At 28.2% G+C, this 1,092-nt stretch carries 1 protein-coding gene; it reads left to right on the top strand.

All coding sequences use genetic code 11. The annotated features are described in order from the left end of the window. Window positions 1-139 precede the first annotated feature (139 nt). Window positions 140-991 carry a hypothetical protein gene (locus JMY00_RS13450; protein ID WP_201580531.1) on the top strand — a complete coding sequence of 284 codons (852 nt, stop codon included), beginning with the start codon at window positions 140-142 and terminating at the stop codon, window positions 989-991. The last annotated feature ends 101 nt before the right edge of the window (window positions 992-1,092 follow it).

Genomic DNA, 1,092 nt, shown 5'->3' on the forward strand with positions numbered 1-1,092 from the left:
AAGGTTGGATGGAGAATAATCTACCTAAACTATTTCATAATATGGGTTGTACTTCTTTTATTTTGGATTGACTATATATAGGGCATCTTCTGAATTACCAAAAACTCAAAGCGAGTTTTATAAAAATATATTTTCTATATTGTCGACTCGTCATGATAAGACTAAACCTGGATATAAAAGGGAGTTTAACAGCAACTTAGGCGAAACAAAGCTACAAGAAATATTTGAATACTTCTGTTTTAAGAGTTTTAAAAAAGATGAATTGATATTAAGTTATCCGAGGGCAATAGAGTTAATTGATGTCTGCATAAAAAGTAAAAATATCAAAGCAGAAGCTGAAAATGTTCTCCAAGATTTTTCTAAAGTCGTTTGTCTTCTCCCTGTGGATGGGCTTAACTATACTTTTGTTCATAAAAGCATTCAAGAATATTTTTGTGCAAGTTTCATAATAAAAAAGTCCGAATCCTTTAAGAAAAGATTTTATGGCGATTATCTGAATAATTTTATGGTGTTTTCTAACATGAAAACTGTAATAGATTTTCTCAAGGATGGGGATAGATATAGCTATAATAATTTTTATTATATTCCTCTTCTAGAGGAGTACATAAGAGTTTTCGATATTAATGAATATAGTAACAAGGTAGTAGAAAATATTTTAATGAAGATTCATGGCGATAATAAAATATCTATTAAGTTGCTTGCAGAGAATAATATTAGAGTGCTAATAGTTAATATTCCAAAAGAAATAAATAATATTGTTTGTTATGCTTTTGAGTTGTTAGATCACAAAAAATCTTATTTGCAAGGAGTTGGATTACATAATGCTTCTGTCGAAGGTTTAAAAAAAGATGGCTATGTTTATCTGAAAGATTACCTTAACGAGTGCCAGTTAAATTTGATGAATAATAAAGCTGAAAATGAGTGTGCTAAATTGTTGGATTTATACAAAGAAATCAAAAGATACGTTTCTTTAGAAGAAGATTATGAATAGATATATTAATCATCTATAGGATGATATAGTCAAGCCCACCTAAAAATGTTATAAATTAATTATCAAACCCAATTGTTATTATAAAGACCATGACTTACTCA

Source organism: Psychrobacter sp. Pi2-52 (assembly GCF_904846705.1).
Classification (GTDB): domain Bacteria; phylum Pseudomonadota; class Gammaproteobacteria; order Pseudomonadales; family Moraxellaceae; genus Psychrobacter.